Source organism: Brevibacterium sp. VCM10 (genome assembly GCF_000583215.1).
Taxonomy (GTDB): Bacteria; Actinomycetota; Actinomycetes; order Actinomycetales; family Brevibacteriaceae; genus Brevibacterium; species Brevibacterium linens.
The window spans coordinates 45,667-59,326 of record NZ_JAJB01000020.1; the positions used below are offsets into that span (position 1 = coordinate 45,667).

Genomic DNA, 13,660 nt, shown 5'->3' on the forward strand with positions numbered 1-13,660 from the left:
GCTTCATGTCCTGCAACCAGTCGATCCAGACTGAGGCTGATTTCGTCCTATCGAGTCAATCCACGCGGTAGCCGAAACCCCGCACGGTGGTGACGAAATCGGAGCCGAGCTTCTTGCGCAGGTACCCGATGTAGACGTCGACGACGTTCGAGCCTGGGTCGAAGTCGAATCCCCACACATAGGAGAGCAGCTGTTCGCGGGAAAGGACGTTGCCTCTGTTGCGCAGCAGGATCTCGGCCAGGGACAGCTCCCGAGCCGAGAGTTCGACGAGACGGTCTCTGACCCACACCTGCCTCTTGAGCAGGTCGATGCGCACCTCGTCGCGGACGAGCTCCGTGACTTCCTGCTCCTGCGGGCTCTCCTTGAGCCGCAGACGAACCCGAGCCAGCAGCTCTGCGAACCGGAAGGGCTTGATCATATAGTCGACCGCCCCGGACTCGAGAGCGTAGATCGTGTCATCCGGATTGTCACGGGCGGTGAGCACGAGCACCGGCAGTTCGGGGCGCCGCTCTCTCAGCTGCCCGAGCACGGTGAAACCGTCGAGACCGGGCAGACCGATGTCGAGGATGACGAGCGCGAAGTCTCCCGTCAATACCAGATCTCGCCCGGTGATTCCGTCGGCGGCGGTCTGCGGACTGAATCCGGCGGCGGTCAGGCCCTTCGAGATGAAGGCGGAGATCCGCTGTTCGTCCTCGATCACGAGAATACTCTTCACTTCTGTCCTTTCGGCAGGATCATGCGGAACTGTGCACCGATGGTGGTCTGGTCGAGCACGACCGAGCCTCCGTGCGCCTCGGCGATGGCGGAGATGATCGACAGTCCCAGCCCGAACCCGTCCCCGTCGGTCGACCCGCGGCAGAAACGGTCGAAGATGTCCTCGGCGATCTCATCGGGCACCCCCTGGCCTTCGTCGCGAACCCAGATGTGCACGGATTCGGCATCATCCCGGGCACCGAAGACGATCTTCTGACCCTCCTCGGTGTGCTCGACGGCATTGGACGCCAACTGCAGAAGCGCCTGCGTCAGGCGTTGTCGATCCCCGCAGAAACTCAGCGATTCAGGTACGTCGAGGCCCCATTCCCGGTCTCCCAGTCCTTTGGCCTTCGCCAGGGAATCGGACACGACCCCGCTGAGGTCCACCTCGGCGAAACGCACGAAATCAGGACGGCGGGCACGAGCCAGCAGGAGCAGCTCCTCGACGAGGCGGCCCATCCGATCCGTCTCATCGAGCAGCATCGCCCGAGTCTCCTCGACGTCTCCGACATCTTCGGCGTTCATCGTCTCGAGATGACCGCCGAGGATGGTCAGTGGGGTGCGCAGCTCGTGCCCGACATCATCGAGGAACCGCCGCTGAGCTTCGAATGCCGCCTCGAGACGGTCGAGCATGTCATTGAAGGTGTGCCCGAGTTCGGCAATGTCATCATGGCCCTTCGTCTCCAGCCGACTGCTGAGGTCACCACCGGAGATCGACTGCGCGGTCCGCCTCAGCTCGGTCACCGGTGACAGCAGCCGGCGCGCTAGAAGTGAGGAGAGTCCGGCGATGAGCAGGGCGGCGGCGAGCGCGACGACGACGTAGATCTGCATGAACTGCACGAGATCGGAGTGACTGGCCGAGACGTTGTGGACGACGACGAAGGCGCCCGCCCCGTTCGTCGCGGCCGTTCCGCCCGCCACCTCGCCGACGCCTTTGGTCCGGCTCGTCGAACCGGTGGGTGCAGTCTGGGTGTCCGTGGTCGTGCCCGCTCCCGCCTCGGTGCCGGTGATGGGCAGAACGAATCCTTCGTACTCGACGTCGCCGACGGTCAGGCGGATCTCCCCGCCTTTCTCGGCGGCACCGGCCACGGCCTTCTCGAATTCGCCCGAACTCCCGAGCAGCCTTTTCGGTTCGCCTTGATAGAGCACGCGGCCGTCGGTGAGGAACGCGAACAGCACCTCGTCCTCATCGGGCCTGTTCTGGGCGAGGAAATTGCTGAGGATCTCATCGACGGAGGTGAACGGCTTACCGGTCTGCGGATCGATCCCGTTCTCCGAGAAAGTCCGCATCTCGTCGACCTCCTGAGACATCGAGGCGGTGATCCGACTGGAGACGTTGCTCGACTCGACGGTGTAGAGGATGAGGCCGACGATGGAGAGGGTGAGCACGGACAATGCGGCGACGGTGATGGTCAACCGGTTCTGAACGGTCAGCCCGACGCGCCGTTCAGTCGTCATCGTCGTCGCCGTCATTGTCATCGTCGTCGTCCCGGTCATCATCGTCGCCGTCGTCGTCCCCGTCATCATCGTCGTCGGGGACTTCACGAGGCGGGTTGGGCACCGGTTCGTAGGAGTGCTCGATCTCATCAGGTTCTCGCGAATCCTCGCCTCCGGAGTCCGCGGCATCTGAGTCCTCGGCAGCGGAGGCGCCGGTGTCGGAGGCGCCAGTCGAGTCTTCGTCGGCAGAGCTGTCGGCGTCTGCATCTGAGGGCTTGGAGGTCTCCGTCGGCTCAGGGGTGACTTCCACCGGGCTGAGATCCGGCGGGTCCGCCTGAGTGGTGTTGCGCACGATGAGCACGGTCAGCAGTGCGAGCATGACGACGAGACCGGCCACAATCCAGCCGATGATCTTCGATCGTCCACCCATACCGTCCACATTGCCCAAGGCCTGCGGCAAAGTCGAGCCGGAGGCGATGAGAGTCTTCTTAGGTGGAGCGTTCGGACGCCTGTGATACCGTAAGCGCCGACCGCCACGACGACCCGCAGGAGCCCACCGATGAGCGACGATCGCGCGGAACGCGACGAGGCTGACCCCGTATCCGCAGACCCCTCATCGACCACGCCCGGGTCCACCGAGCCGGGCGATGGTTCCGCGCAGGCAGACGGTTCCGCAACCACTGAGCCGGATGCCACCTCCGAGTCCGAGTCCGAGGCCAAGGAGAATCCGTGGGCGGCGATCAAACCCTGGCAGGGCAAGGCTGCCGGCCTCGACAAGCTGCTGCTGTTCATCATCATCGGCGTCCCGCTCATCTACCTCGGCCTCATGCCGCTGCGACCGTGGATGCTCGTCCATGCTCCGGTCGTCCAGGAATTCATCAACGGCGCGAAGACCTCGATCGTCGCTGCTGCCGCCTATGCCCGGGTCGGTGAGATTCCGCTGTGGCTGGTCGTCGTCGCAGGCTTCGTCGGCATGGCCAAACTCGATTGGGCGTTCTGGCTGGCCGGTCGCCGCTGGGGCGACGGTGTGCTGCGGCTCTTCGCGCAGAACGAGCGCCAGCTCAAACGCATCAACCAGCTGAAGAAGATCCCGAGCTGGGCGCTGTTCCTCATGACGCTGATCTCGCGTTGCCCGGGTATCCCGGGCACGCTCGTCTATCTCGTCGCGGGATGGACGCGGATGCGGCTGTCGCTGTTCCTCGTCGCCGATCTCCTCGGCTGCCTCATCTTTACGCTCATCTGGACATTCCTGGGCTATCAGCTCGGAGAGGCCGCCGTCGACATCCTCAAGGTCATCGACAAGTACGCCCTGTGGCTGACTTTGGCCCTCATCGTCGGCATCTTCGCCTTCAGCTTCTTCAAGGAATACCGCAAGCAGAAGAAGGAACAGGTCTGAGCATCAGGCTCCGAAGGACAGGAAAGTCTCGCGCATGCGCTGCGGGTTCGCCTTCTGGCCGCTGAAGAGCTCGAACGCGTCGATGGCCTGATTGACCGCCATTCCTGATCCGTCGAGCGTGCGGCACCCCTTGGCCCTAGCTTCGGCGAGCAGTTGTGTCTCGAGCGGGAAGTACACGACGTCGGCCACCCAGGTCTCCGACCTGAACACCGAGGTGTCGACCGGGGTTCCCGGATACGCCTCCATCCCCACCGGGGTGGCGTTGACGATCCCCTGCGCCGAGGCGGCCGCCCCCTCCAGCTCATCGAGCCCGATCGCTCGCGCCCGAGTTCCGACCGATGACGTTTCGACGATGTCCGCGGCGAGTCCTTCGGCACGCCGCACATCGGTGTCGGCGATGATGAGGTCGCCGATCCCGAGTTCGGCAAGGGCGAACCCGACCGCACGGCCGGCACCGCCCGCACCGATCTGCACGACCGCCTCGGTGGCGGCACCGTCCAGTCCGGCACGGAATCCGGCGGCGAAACCGGTGACGTCGGTGTTGTATCCCGTCGTCCGTCCGGCATCGTCGATGACGACTGTGTTGACCGAGTTGATGCGCGCAGCCACCGGATCGACCTCATCGAGGAGGCCGATGACCTGCTGCTTGAACGGGTGGGTGATGTTGAGCCCGTCGAAACCGAGGCGGACCGCTGCGGTGAGCAGCTCCGTCAGTGTCGCCTCGGCGAGGTGGGGGCTGCTGATGTCGATGGTGCGGTAGATCGTGGGGATGGAGTGTGCGGCGCCTTCGTTCTCGTGCATCCGCGGGGTGCGGGAGGCGGAGATGCCGTCGCCGATGAGGCCGAGGAGGAGGGATGAGGTCATAGTCTCGCTTTCGCGTTCGTGAGGTGGTCGACGAGGATCTCGATCGCGTGGACGTAGCCCTTTGCGCCGGCTCCGGCGATGACGGCTGCGGCCACGGGTGAGAGGTACGAGTGGTGGCGCACGGCTTCCCGGGCATGCGGGTTGCTCAGGTGCACCTCGATGATCGGGTGGTCGTAGGATTTGAGCGCATCGTGCAGGGCCAGGGAGGTGTGCGTGTACGCGCCGGCGTTGATGATCGCGCCGACCGTGGAGTGCCGGGCGGCGTGGACGGCGTCGATGAGCCCGCCCTCATGGTTGGACTGGATGCAGCGGACGCCCAGCCCCGCCTCGGCGGCGGTGTCGGCGCACATGGCCTCGATATCGGCCAAGGTGGTGCGGCCGTAGATCTTCGGTTCGCGTTCCCCGAGCAGGTTGAGGTTGGGGCCGTTGAGGATGAGGATCTCGGGCTCGGTGTGCGGTTCGACGATGGTCACCTCGGGAATCGGGCGGCGATGGATGCCGCGGTCTCGGTCAACTGGGGAACGAATTCGATGAGCTCGTCGAGGCTGCGGCGGAAGACGGGTGCGGCGAGCGCGAGTGAGGCCAGCAGTGTGCCGTCGAGGTCGAAGACGGGTACGGCCAGGGCATTCATGCCGATGTCGTTCTCTTCGGACTGTCCCGCCCACCCGTCGGCGCGGATCCGTTCGAGGCGCGTGCGCATCTGCGCCGGGTCGGTGATCGAGTTCGGTGTGCGGGCGACGAGGTCGAGGGAGTCGACCGTGGCATCGACCTGCGGATCATGGGCGAGCAGAGCCTGACCGATCGCGGAGGTGTGCAGCGGAGATTCGTCTCCGGGGTCGGTGGTCGTGCGAAACTGCGGGCCGTCGACGGTGAGCACGGTCAGTGCGGCATTGCCGCGACGGACCGCGAGGATGCTCGATTCGCCGGTGGAGGCCGTCAGCTCCTGGAGCAGATCCTTCGTCGCTCCGGACAGTCCCTGCCGGTGTGCGACCTTCTGGGCCAGTCGGAAGACCTCCATTCCGAGGGTGTAGATCTTCGTGCGTGCGTCATAGCCGGCATAGCCGGATTCGACGAGCCCTCCGAGGAGACGGTAGGCCGTCGAGAAAGGGTAGCCGGTGGTCTCGGCGGCCTGGGCGGCGCTGATCCCCTCGGGCGATTCACCGAGGAGTTCGAGCATCTCGAAGGTCTTCGTCACCGAGTTCGAGCCCTTGGGCGGCATGCTTCACCTCCTTGCGCTGCTGTGGCTGTTCGATGGTGTCGGGGCGTAGGCGTGGAAACGTCGTGTGTCCGAACGGCAGAATTCCCCTGCTTCACGTTGACAGGCTATGTCATCTCGATCACACTGTAAACCACAATGTAACAATTATTGCCACACTATGGCAATACAGCATCGGTCCGATGAACGCACGGCAGCGCTGAGGCCGTCGACATGTCCCTGAGAATGAGAGATGCGAGGAAGCATGAGCAACGCGATCGAGGAAGCTCGCCCCACGAGGAAGACACCGCTGCGCGCGGCTCTGTCGAGCTGGACGGGCTCCGCTCTGGAGTACTACGACTTCGCGGTCTATGGAACCGCGGCGGCGCTGGTGCTCAATACCCTGTTCTTCCCCGAGACCACCGCACCGGGAATCGCCATCCTCTTGGCGATGGGCACCGTCGGAGTCGCCTACGTCGTGCGCCCGCTGGGTGCGCTCATCATGGGACCGCTCGGTGACCGCTTCGGTCGCAAGTTCGTCCTCATGCTCACTCTGTTCATGATGGGAGTCTCGACCTTCCTCGTCGGCTGCCTGCCGACCTTTGAGCAGGTCGGCATGCTGGCCCCGATCCTGCTCGTGCTCTGCCGCATCGTCCAAGGGCTGTCCGCGTCGGGGGAGCAGGCGAGCGCAATCTCCGTCTCCCTCGAACATTCGGCCGAGGGAAAACGATCGTGGACGACAAGCTGGACCCTGCACGGCACTCAGGCCGGGACCCTGCTCGCCACTGCCGTGTTCATCCCCTTCACTGCCTTCCTGCCCGACGAAGCACTGTTCAGCTGGGGTTGGCGCGTACCGTTCTGGCTGTCGGCGCTCGTCGTGCTCACCGCCTGGTTCATCCGTCGAGGGCTCGAGGAGCCGCCGGCGTTCAAGGAGGCACGCGCCGACAACCCACCTCTCATGCAGGTATTCCGGTGGCACAAGGCCGCTGTCGTCCGCGTGGCCCTGTGCGCCATGGTCAACACCGTGAATATGGTCTTCACCGTCTGGTCGCTGTCATTCGCCACGTCGATCGTCGGTCTCGAGCGTTCGACCATGCTGCTCGTCTCGGTCATCGCCAACGGTGTCGCCCTGTTCGCGATCCCGGCCGCCGCGCTGCTCTCCGACCGGTTCGGCCGGAAGCCGGTCTTCATCACCGGGGCCGTCGGGTCGGGTCTGATGATGTTCCCGTACCTGGGTGCGGTTTCGGCCGGGAACTGGCCGCTCATCTTCGTCTTCGGCGCCATCATGTCCGGCTGTGCGTACTCGCTGGCCAACTCCATCTGGCCCTCGTTCTACGCCGAGATGTTCCCGACGACGGCACGAGTGACAGGTCTGGCCCTGGGCACTCAGGTCGGCTTCGCGGTCTCCGGCGGTCTGGCTCCGGTCCTCGCGTCCGCTGTCGCCGGCGCCGGAGGAGAGAATTGGGTCTCGGTGGCCGCGTTCACCGCGGGTGTCTGCATCGTCGTCGGCCTGGTCGCCATGACGGCGAAGGAGACGAAGGGACTGAATCTGGAAGAGATCGATGTCGTCCACGAGGAAAGGTCACGATGAGAACCTCGATTGCCACCGTGTGTCTGTCCGGCACGCTTGAGGAGAAGCTGCAGGCTGCCGCGACGGCCGGGTTCGACGGAGTCGAGATCTTCGAGCAGGATCTCATCGTCTCGCCCAGTTCCCCCGAGGTGATCGCCGGACTGGCTGCAGGACTCGGGTTGAGTCTTGATCTCTATCAGCCCTTCCGCGATTTCGAAGGCGTCGAGGACGAGCTGTTCGCCGCCAACCTGGCCCGCGCCGAGGCGAAGTTCCAGCTGATGAAGCGGCTCGGTATGACCACGATGCTGCTGTGCTCGAACGTCGCCACCGCAACCGTCGACGATGATCAGGTCGTCGTCGATCAGCTGCGCCGCCTCGGCGATCTGGCCGAGAGATACGGCATCGACGTCGCCTACGAGGCGCTGGCCTGGGGGCGGTTCGTCTCCGAATACGATCGCGCCTGGGACCTCGTCAAGGCCGCCGATCATCCGCGCATCGGCACCTGCCTGGACAGCTTCCACATCCTCTCCCGTGACACGGACCTGTCACGCATCGCCGAGATCCCGGGAGAGAAGATCTTCTTCCTCCAGCTCGCCGATGCCCCGGCCCTGTCGATGGACGTGCTCAGCTGGTCCCGTCACCACCGAGTCTTCCCCGGCGAAGGCTCGTGGGATCTCACCGACTTCCTCGCTCGCGTCGCTGGGACCGGTTACGCCGGACCGGTGTCGCTCGAGGTCTTCAACGATTCCTTCCGGCAGGCCGACACTCAGCGCACCGCTGTCGACGGACTGCGTTCCCTGCGGTGGCTCGAAGCCAACGTGTCGGCCGCCAGCGGGGCCAAGGCATCTGCCGCTGGTGAGGCCGAGGCGCCTGGTGCTGGGCTGGAAAGCAATCGCGCGCGGCTGAATCTGCGCCCTCTGCCCCAGGTCTCGGAGCCTCGCGGCATCGACTACGTCGAACTGAGCACCGATGATCTGGGCGCGCTCACCCGGCAGCTCCACCAGCTCGGCTTCCGGTTCGTCGGCTTCCATCGCACGAAACCGCATGTGCAGCTGTGGCGACGCGGTCAGGCTCGAATCGTCGTCACCGAACCCACCAGTCGGCACTACGAATCCACCGCCGTGACCATCGACAGCACCGACCCGGCTGACGAAGCCGCCGCCGTGGCAGCAGACTCCCCCGGATCCGGAACATTCCTGCGCGGCATCGGCTTCGCCGTCGACGATGCCGACGCCGCAATGGAACGTGCGCTCTTGCTCTCGGCTACCGAAGTCCCCCGCGATCAGGCACACGACGAAGAGGTGCTGCGTGGAGTCTTCGCGCCCGACGGATCGGAGGTCTTCTTCGGTGACGGAAACGGCGTGGATCCGCAGTGGACCGACGAGTTCGGCACCGTCCCGGACGAGCGGCAGTCGGCGATCGACCACATCAACCTCGCTCAGCCTGCTCATCACTACGACGAAGCAGTGCTTTTCTACACCTCCCTGCTCGCCCTGACCGCTCTGCCGTCCCAGGACGTGCCGAGCCCCTCCGGTCTTGTGCGCTCCCAAGTGATGTCGAGTGCCGATGGGGCAGTGAGGATGCCGCTCAACGTCTCTCCCGACCACAGCCCCAACCCACTGAGCCGAGGCACCGGCTCACCCGCAGAGACCTACCCGGAGCATGTGGCTATCGTCTGCGATGACATCTTCACTGCCGCAATGGCCGCGGTCGCTCGTGGTTTGAAGTTCCTGGCAGTGCCGCAGAACTACTATGAGGACCTTGCCGCGCGCTTCGACCTCGAACCTGAGCTGCTTGGCCGGCTGCGTGAGCACAATATCCTCTACGACCGTGACGACCGGGGCGAGTTCCTCCATTTCTATACGTCGACGATCGGTTCGGTCTTCTTCGAGATGGTTGAGCGCCGAGGAGATTACCAGGGCTACGGTGCCCCGAACGCGCCGGTGCGGCTGGCCGCTCAGCACCGGCGCAATACGGAGAGTTGAGCCGAGCGCACCGCTCGACACGGTTCAGACGGGTCTGCTCACCAGCGGTTCCGGACAGAACTCCCAGACCGCGCTGGACGTCTCAGGCCCTTCAACTGGACCGCTGACCGGTAGCAGGTCCTCGTCCTTGAGCTGTGAGAGGATGCGACCGTGTGAGGCCTGCCACACGATCCTTTCGACGGTCGGCACCTCGGCATCGAGCACGCGGGCGACCGCGTCGATCTCAGCGTGCACGTAGTCGACGGTGAGATCTGCTGCGGGATCGGCCACCTCGGCGAGGTATCCGACCACCTTGTGGTCGACTTCGAAATGGGTGGACCCGGCGAGCATCAACAGGTGGAGCCAGGTGATGCCCGAGCTCTGGCTGGGCAGAGCTCGCCACCCCTTCGACACGTCGCTGGAGAACGCAAAGCCGCCGGCTCCCTCACCGACCGCCTCCCGCAGATCACCGACATCATCGATTCCATGGTCGGCCATGACTCGGACGGCGCTGTCGACGACCTCAGCCTTGAGAACTGCCCCGGGGCGGGTACTGGCCGGTTTGAGGTTGCAGATCACCTCGCGCGCCCACACGTCCGCCCCTCCAGCCGCGGCGATCGAATAGCGAAGCGATTTCGCACCGTCACTGTTCCCGTGTCGGGCGATGTACCGGGCGACGATGTTATCCACCGCTGTCGGGTGGGAGCCCGTCGAATAGATCGCGTCAAGAATGCACAGCGCGAGGCTACTCGGGTAGCTCGGTGTCATCGCCTGACCGAAGTCGCCGAGGAACTCTCCGCACCTCTGCGCCAAGCGAGCGACGCTGTTGGTCGTGATCATCATTGTTCTGACCTTCCGTCATGCGCCGCACCCTGCGACGCGGTGCCGCCGACTCCGATGTCGGAAGCTTGAGAAGAACACTAGACACCGGCATTGACACAACATGCTCGGTCACGAATCGAACATATATATAATCCGCTCCCACCTGCGAAATGTCTCAGGCGACTGGCCTTGGCAGGCATGGTGGGCTCTGGCATGGTGGAGCCATGAGCACAGAAGAGATCATCATCGACGGCCCCCTGGCGCGTGCATCGCGGATCCTCTGCCAGGTGTCAGCCAAGCATGTGGCAGACAAGGCTGAGATCAAGAAGTCCGAACTCAAGAACTACGAAAAGGGAATCGCGGACCTCACCGCCGAGCAGGAACGTCGTCTCATCCTCGCCCTCGAGGAGTACGGTGCACGGTTCATTCCTGACGGCGCAGAGGGTGGCTACGGCATTCGTCTGAAGTTCAGCCGCGCAAAAGTCCGCGCGATCGAACGCTGGGAAGACGAAGGCGGCACCCCCGGCTCCGATGACGTCTGAGCTCTCCGCTAAAGGATGCTGAGCGACCAGGCGTCGTCAGTGAAGTTCCGGCGGCTGAGTCACCACAAGGGCGGCTGAGTCATCACAAGGCTGTGGCCTCGAATCTGCGTTGAGCAGATTCGAGGCCACAGTTGCATCCGTTGGCATCGAGGGACCACCTCGGCGCCGAAATGTCGCCGGCGTCGAACGCCGGGAAACATCAGCGGTGAACGTCAGTTCCTGCCGATGAACTCGAGGTTGTCGACGACACGATTGGAGAAGCCCCACTCGTTGTCATACCAAGCCACGACCTTGACGTGCTTGCCGACGACGCGAGTGAGCGCGGAGTCGAAGATCGACGAAGCGGACTGACCGACGATATCGGAGGAGACGACAGGCTCGACCTCGTAGTCGAGGATGCCCTTGAGGTCGCCCTCGGCGGCCTTCTTGTAGGCGTCGAGCACTTCGTCGCGGGTGACCTCGCGGGACACTGTCGTGTTGATCTCGACGATCGAGCCGACCGGGACGGGAACGCGGATGGCGTCACCGGACAGCTTTCCGTCGAGCTGCGGGAGGACGAGGCCGATGGCCTTGGCCGCACCCGTCGAAGTGGGGATGATGTTCTCGGCAGCGGCACGGGCACGACGGGGATCCTTGTGCGGGCCGTCCTGAACCATCTGGTCACCGGTGTAGGCGTGGACGGTGGTCATGAAGCCCTGCTCGATTCCGGCGAGGTCATCGAGGACCTTGGCCAGCGGAGCCAGGGCGTTCGTCGTGCACGAGGCGTTGGAGATGACGGTGTGCTCGGGCTTGTACGCCTCGCTGTTCACACCATAGGCGAGGGTGACGTCGGCACCCTTCGAGGGAGCGGAGACGAGGACCTTCTTCGCGCCGGCAGTGATGTGGGCGCTGGCCTTGTCGGCCTTGGTGAAGCGGCCGGTCGATTCGAGGGCGATGTCGATGCCGAGCTCGCCCCAGGGCAGCTTGGCCGGATCCTTCTCGGCGAAGACTTTGATGGTCTTGCCGTCGATGATGAGGGAATCCTCGGTGGCCTCGACGTCGTGATTGAAGCGTCCGAGGGTGGTGTCGAACTTCAGCAGCCGAGCGAGATCGTCGACGGCGCCGAGGTCGTTGATGGCCACGACCTCGAGCTCGCTGCCGCGCTCGATCAGGGCCCGCAGGGTGCTGCGTCCGATGCGACCGAAACCATTGATGGCGATGCGAGTCAATGTCACTCCTTTTACACGGGATTCGTCTTGATATCTCCATCATGGGCGACTTCCACGCGCGGCAACAGTGGCCAGACAGTCAATCTGCGCAAGGTTCTCGCCAGTCGTATTGCCAGATGCCGAAAGTTTCTGGCCAGGGCCGCTGACGTGTGATCCGGGTCGCTGAAATGTACCGAAAAGCGCCCAGCCCTCACCACTCGAAGCGGCCTGTACTCAGCCCTGGGAAGAGTGCCTTTTCAACCCTGAAAGGAGTGGCGGTAGTCGTTCGGTGAGGTCGAGAGGATACGTTGGAAGTGCATCCGCAGATTCGCCCCCGTCCCGAGTCCCACCTGGTCAGCGATCTGCTCGATGCCCAGGTCGGAATTCTCCAGCAGCTCTCGGGCGACATCGACTCGGGCCCTGAGAACCCACTGCATCGGGGTGTAGCCGGTGTCTTCGACGAAGCGGCGAGAGAAGGTGCGCACGGAGACTCCGGCATTGGCGGCGAGATCCCGCAAGGTGATCTTCTCGCCGATGTGCTGAAGCGCCCATTCGCGGGTATCGGCGAAGTCATCGCCGAGAGGGTCGGGCACGCTGCGCGGCACGTACTGTGCCTGGCCCGCGCTGCGGTAGGCGGCGGCGACCAGGCGTCGGGCGACCTGATTGGACAGGCCGACCCCGTGGTCGCTGCGGATGAGATGGAGGCACAGATCGATCGCCGAGGCGGCTCCGGCCGAGGTCAGCAGCTGTCCTTCGTCGATGAAGAGGACGTTCTCGTCGACCTTGATCGAGGGGAACCGTCGAGCAAGCTCTTTCGCCGTCGACCAGTGCGTGGTGGCGCGTCGCCCGACGAGCAGCCCCGTGCGCGCGAGGACGAACGTGCCGGTGGAGATCGCGGCGATCCGCGCGCCGCGTTCGAACGCCGAGAGCAGGGCCCCGATGACCGAAGCGGGCGGTTCGTCCGCCACCGCCGAGGTGGCACCCGGCAGGATGACCGTATCCGCGGCCTCCAACGCTTCGAGACCCCGATCGACGGAATAATCAAGGCCGTCCGATCCAGCCACTTTGCCTGCGGTGATGCCGCAGACCTCGACTTCATAGGGCCAGCTGCCTACGGGCACGGTCGACCCCCGTCCGCCGGGCACGGCGGAAGCCGCCTCACCGCTCGGATTCGGCTGGGAGCGTGGGGCCGCCTCGGTGCGGGTGCGGTCTGTGGCTGCGTTCGACTCCCGGCCGAAGACCTGGACGGGGACGCCGAGATCCATGGCAGACACCCCGTCCAGTGCCAGCACGAGGATGCGGTGCGGGCGGGAACGGGGTGTTCTGCGCGGAAGGGTGCGGGGCTCGTCACTCATGATCGCCTCTCAGTCTAGGCAATCGGGACTCGCCCCGGGGCGAACTCAGTGCTCGTGGACCCCGGTAAGCTTGAAGCCCAGACGGCCGTGGGCGTAGGCTCCACCGGCACGAAGAGCCGAGGCGGTCCAGGCGGTCTCTGCCAGTTCGGTCTCCGTGGCGCCGGCCTTGACGGCGGCATTCGAATGCGCATCGATGCAGTAGGCGCACTGGGTGGTCAAGCCGACGGCGTAGGCGATGAGTTCACGGTACTTCAGCGGGATCTCACGACCTTCGGAAGCGAAGACGGCGTTGTTGAATTCGCCGAATGCCTTGAGAATGTCGGGAGTGGTCTCTTTGTAGGCCCTGTCGTACTTGCCGTCGGTCTCGCGGTCGAAGAAGTCGGTCATCGTCGTATCTCCTGTGATCGGTGTCATTCCGATCCTCACGCTACCGAGTCCCCGCATCAATCGCTACGGAATTGTCACCTAAGAGGCGGATCGACATGTACACAGCTGCGCCGGACGGGACTGCGGCCGGCGTGTCTCCTGCGGGTGGATCCGGCTCGACTATCCGCGCTGTTTCGAGGTGGATCCGC

Annotated in this window: 14 protein-coding genes; 4 read left to right on the forward strand and 10 right to left on the reverse strand. The window is 64.5% G+C overall.

The window, feature by feature from the left end; genetic code table 11:
- Positions 1–55: 55 nt before the first annotated feature.
- The 3 genes from AD89_RS0105510 to AD89_RS0105520 are packed head-to-tail and all read right to left on the reverse strand — an operon-like array spanning position 56 to position 2,620.
- Positions 56–715, reverse strand: coding sequence for a response regulator transcription factor (locus AD89_RS0105510; RefSeq protein ID WP_025777611.1), 660 nt, complete (start codon positions 713–715; stop codon positions 56–58).
- Positions 712–2,211 carry a sensor histidine kinase gene (locus AD89_RS0105515; protein WP_231488463.1) on the reverse strand — a complete coding sequence of 500 codons (1,500 nt, stop codon included), beginning with the start codon at positions 2,209–2,211 and terminating at the stop codon, positions 712–714. The genes AD89_RS0105510 and AD89_RS0105515 overlap by 4 nt, the downstream gene beginning before the upstream one ends.
- Complete coding sequence (locus AD89_RS0105520; protein WP_025777613.1) at positions 2,201–2,620, reverse strand: hypothetical protein; 420 nt, start codon at positions 2,618–2,620, stop codon at positions 2,201–2,203. Before AD89_RS0105520 ends, AD89_RS0105515 begins: the two co-directional genes overlap by 11 nt.
- Before the next feature lie 129 nt (positions 2,621–2,749).
- Between AD89_RS0105520 and AD89_RS0105525 the strand changes: the two genes are divergently transcribed.
- Complete coding sequence (locus tag AD89_RS0105525) at positions 2,750–3,586, forward strand: DedA family protein (protein WP_025777614.1); 837 nt, start codon at positions 2,750–2,752, stop codon at positions 3,584–3,586.
- A 3-nt stretch (positions 3,587–3,589) separates the two neighbouring features.
- Here the strand turns inward: AD89_RS0105525 and AD89_RS0105530 are convergent, their stop codons facing one another.
- From AD89_RS0105530 to AD89_RS0105540, 3 genes are read right to left on the reverse strand one after another with little or no spacing between them, the layout of a single operon-like run.
- Positions 3,590–4,450 (reverse strand): shikimate dehydrogenase, encoded by an 861-nt coding sequence (locus tag AD89_RS0105530; RefSeq protein ID WP_025777615.1) that lies wholly within the window; start codon positions 4,448–4,450, stop codon positions 3,590–3,592.
- The gene (gene aroQ, locus AD89_RS0105535) at positions 4,447–4,923 is read right to left on the reverse strand and encodes a type II 3-dehydroquinate dehydratase (protein WP_025777616.1); all 477 of its coding nucleotides are present in this window, start codon (positions 4,921–4,923) and stop codon (positions 4,447–4,449) included. Before aroQ ends, AD89_RS0105530 begins: the two co-directional genes overlap by 4 nt.
- Positions 4,920–5,669, reverse strand: a complete 750-nt coding sequence (locus AD89_RS0105540) for an IclR family transcriptional regulator (RefSeq protein WP_025777617.1) — start codon at positions 5,667–5,669, stop codon at positions 4,920–4,922. Before AD89_RS0105540 ends, aroQ begins: the two co-directional genes overlap by 4 nt.
- A gap of 241 nt (positions 5,670–5,910) precedes the next feature.
- Between AD89_RS0105540 and AD89_RS0105545 the strand changes: the two genes are divergently transcribed.
- Together AD89_RS0105545 and AD89_RS0105550 are read left to right on the forward strand one after the other, a co-directional pair.
- Positions 5,911–7,236: an MFS transporter gene (locus tag AD89_RS0105545; protein WP_025777618.1), complete on the forward strand. Its 1,326-nt coding sequence runs from the start codon at positions 5,911–5,913 to the stop codon at positions 7,234–7,236.
- On the forward strand, positions 7,233–9,200 hold the full coding sequence (locus tag AD89_RS0105550; protein ID WP_025777619.1) for a bifunctional sugar phosphate isomerase/epimerase/4-hydroxyphenylpyruvate dioxygenase family protein: 1,968 nt from the start codon (positions 7,233–7,235) through the stop codon (positions 9,198–9,200). The genes AD89_RS0105545 and AD89_RS0105550 overlap by 4 nt, the downstream gene beginning before the upstream one ends.
- 24 nt (positions 9,201–9,224) lie before the next feature.
- Here the strand turns inward: AD89_RS0105550 and AD89_RS0105555 are convergent, their stop codons facing one another.
- Positions 9,225–10,022: a hypothetical protein gene (locus AD89_RS0105555; RefSeq protein WP_025777620.1), complete on the reverse strand. Its 798-nt coding sequence runs from the start codon at positions 10,020–10,022 to the stop codon at positions 9,225–9,227.
- A 203-nt stretch (positions 10,023–10,225) separates the two neighbouring features.
- On the opposite strand from AD89_RS0105555, the gene AD89_RS0105560 reads away from it, so the two are divergent.
- Positions 10,226–10,543, forward strand: a complete 318-nt coding sequence (locus AD89_RS0105560; RefSeq protein ID WP_025777621.1) for a hypothetical protein — start codon at positions 10,226–10,228, stop codon at positions 10,541–10,543.
- A 212-nt stretch (positions 10,544–10,755) separates the two neighbouring features.
- On the opposite strand, the gene gap is transcribed toward AD89_RS0105560, so the two are convergent.
- From gap to AD89_RS0105575, 3 genes are all read right to left on the reverse strand, one after another.
- Entirely contained in the window at positions 10,756–11,751 is a 996-nt protein-coding gene (gene gap, locus AD89_RS0105565; protein ID WP_025777622.1) for a type I glyceraldehyde-3-phosphate dehydrogenase, read from the reverse strand.
- Between the two features lie 236 nt (positions 11,752–11,987).
- Positions 11,988–13,085 (reverse strand): GlxA family transcriptional regulator, encoded by a 1,098-nt coding sequence (locus tag AD89_RS0105570; RefSeq protein WP_025777623.1) that lies wholly within the window; start codon positions 13,083–13,085, stop codon positions 11,988–11,990.
- Positions 13,086–13,130: 45 nt separating this feature from the next.
- Positions 13,131–13,499 (reverse strand): carboxymuconolactone decarboxylase family protein, encoded by a 369-nt coding sequence (locus tag AD89_RS0105575; protein WP_231488465.1) that lies wholly within the window; start codon positions 13,497–13,499, stop codon positions 13,131–13,133.
- Between the last annotated feature and the right edge of the window lie 161 nt (positions 13,500–13,660).

Excerpts from the sequence above, each read along its gene's own strand:
- AD89_RS0105515 (WP_231488463.1), bottom strand. The coding sequence starts at position 2,211 with ATGACGACTGAACGGCGCGTCGGGCTGACCGTTCAGAACCGGTTGACC.
- AD89_RS0105520 (WP_025777613.1), bottom strand. The coding sequence starts at position 2,620 with ATGGGTGGACGATCGAAGATCATCGGCTGGATTGTGGCCGGTCTCGTC.
- AD89_RS0105525 (WP_025777614.1), top strand. The coding sequence starts at position 2,750 with ATGAGCGACGATCGCGCGGAACGCGACGAGGCTGACCCCGTATCCGCA.
- AD89_RS0105530 (WP_025777615.1), bottom strand. The coding sequence starts at position 4,450 with ATGACCTCATCCCTCCTCCTCGGCCTCATCGGCGACGGCATCTCCGCC.
- AD89_RS0105540 (WP_025777617.1), bottom strand. The coding sequence starts at position 5,669 with ATGCCGCCCAAGGGCTCGAACTCGGTGACGAAGACCTTCGAGATGCTC.
- AD89_RS0105545 (WP_025777618.1), top strand. The coding sequence starts at position 5,911 with ATGAGCAACGCGATCGAGGAAGCTCGCCCCACGAGGAAGACACCGCTG.
- AD89_RS0105550 (WP_025777619.1), top strand. The coding sequence starts at position 7,233 with ATGAGAACCTCGATTGCCACCGTGTGTCTGTCCGGCACGCTTGAGGAG.
- AD89_RS0105555 (WP_025777620.1), bottom strand. The coding sequence starts at position 10,022 with ATGATGATCACGACCAACAGCGTCGCTCGCTTGGCGCAGAGGTGCGGA.
- AD89_RS0105560 (WP_025777621.1), top strand. The coding sequence starts at position 10,226 with ATGAGCACAGAAGAGATCATCATCGACGGCCCCCTGGCGCGTGCATCG.
- AD89_RS0105570 (WP_025777623.1), bottom strand. The coding sequence starts at position 13,085 with ATGAGTGACGAGCCCCGCACCCTTCCGCGCAGAACACCCCGTTCCCGC.
- AD89_RS0105575 (WP_231488465.1), bottom strand. The coding sequence starts at position 13,499 with ATGACACCGATCACAGGAGATACGACGATGACCGACTTCTTCGACCGC.